1 protein-coding gene and 1 pseudogene are annotated in these 1,341 nt (G+C 66.4%); both read left to right on the plus strand.

What is annotated here, in order from left to right:
* A pseudogene (locus JMF90_RS37345) lies at positions 1–300 on the plus strand (ABC transporter substrate-binding protein); the annotation flags it as partial.
* A gap of 52 nt (positions 301–352) precedes the next feature.
* Positions 353–1,341: microcin C ABC transporter permease YejB (locus JMF90_RS37350; RefSeq protein ID WP_201326367.1), on the plus strand; the 989-nt coding region annotated here is incomplete at its 3' end.

Here is a 1,341-nt window from a genome sequence, read left to right on the forward strand (position 1 = left end):
CGCTACGCGAGCAAGTTCGCCGACGAGCCGGGCTCCGACAACTTCATCGGGCTGAAATCGCCGGCCGTCGACGCGTTGCTGCATGCGCTCGGCGCCGCGCAAACGCGCGAGGAACTGCTCGACGCGACGCACGCGCTCGACCGCGTGCTGATGCACGGCTACTACGCGGTCCCGCAGTGGTACAGCACGACGCACCGCATTGCGTACAAGCGCACGCTCGCCTATCCGCAGACGCTGCCGCTGTACTATTCGGCCGAGGGCTGGGTCGTGTCGACCTGGTGGGCGAAGCCCGATCACTGACCCGCGCCGGCCCTTCGTCCAACCCCGCCATCCGATCACGAGTCGACGCCCTATGTGGAGCTACATCCTCAAACGCCTGCTGCTGATGATCCCGACGCTCGTCGGCGTGCTGACGCTCACGTTCGCGGTGATCCAGTTCGTGCCGGGCGGCCCCGTCGAGCAGGCCGTGCAGGAGTTGCGCAAGGGCGCGACGGAGCAGGGCGCGACGCCGTTCGGGATGCGCGCGCACACCGGCGTCGACGCGCATCAGCTCGCGCAACTGAAGGCGTTGTACGGTTTCGACAAGCCGCCGCTCGAACGCTACTGGCTGATGCTGAAGCGCTTCGCGCGCTTCGATCTCGGCGACAGCTATTTCCGCCACCAGAGCGTGTGGTCGCTGGTCGTGCAGAAGCTGCCGGTGTCGATCAGCATCGGGCTGTGGACGTTCTTCCTCACGTACCTGATCTCGGTGCCGCTCGGCATCGCGAAGGCCGTGCGCAACGGTTCGCCGTTCGACGTCGCGACGAGCCTCGTCGTGCTGGTCGGCTATGCGATTCCGGGCTTCGTGCTCGGCGTGCTGCTGCTCGTGCTGTTCGGCGGCGGCTCGTTCTGGCAGCTCTTTCCGCTGCGCGGCCTCACGTCGGACAACTTCGCGCAGCTGTCGCTCGTCGGCAAGGTGCTCGACTACCTGTGGCACATCGCGCTGCCGATCACCGCGTCGGTCGTCGGCAGTTTCGCGGTCGTCACGATGCTCACGAAGAACGCGTTCCTCGACCAGATCCGCCGGCAATACGTGCTGACCGCGCGCGCGAAGGGGCTCTCCGAGCGCAGCGTGCTGTGGAAGCACGTGTTCCGCAATGCGATGCTGCCGTTGATCGTCGGCTTCCCGGCCGCGTTCATCGGTGCGTTCTTCACCGGCAGCCTGCTGATCGAGACGCTGTTCTCGCTCGACGGCCTCGGGCTGCTGTCGTACGAGTCGGTCGTGCGGCGCGATTATCCGGTCGTGCTCGGCACGCTGTACCTGTTCACGCTGATCGGGCTCGCGACCAAGCTGATCTCCGA

The sequence above is a fragment of the Burkholderia sp. E168m23 genome, from assembly GCF_016586125.1.
Classification (GTDB): domain Bacteria; phylum Pseudomonadota; class Gammaproteobacteria; order Burkholderiales; family Burkholderiaceae; genus Burkholderia; species Burkholderia orbicola.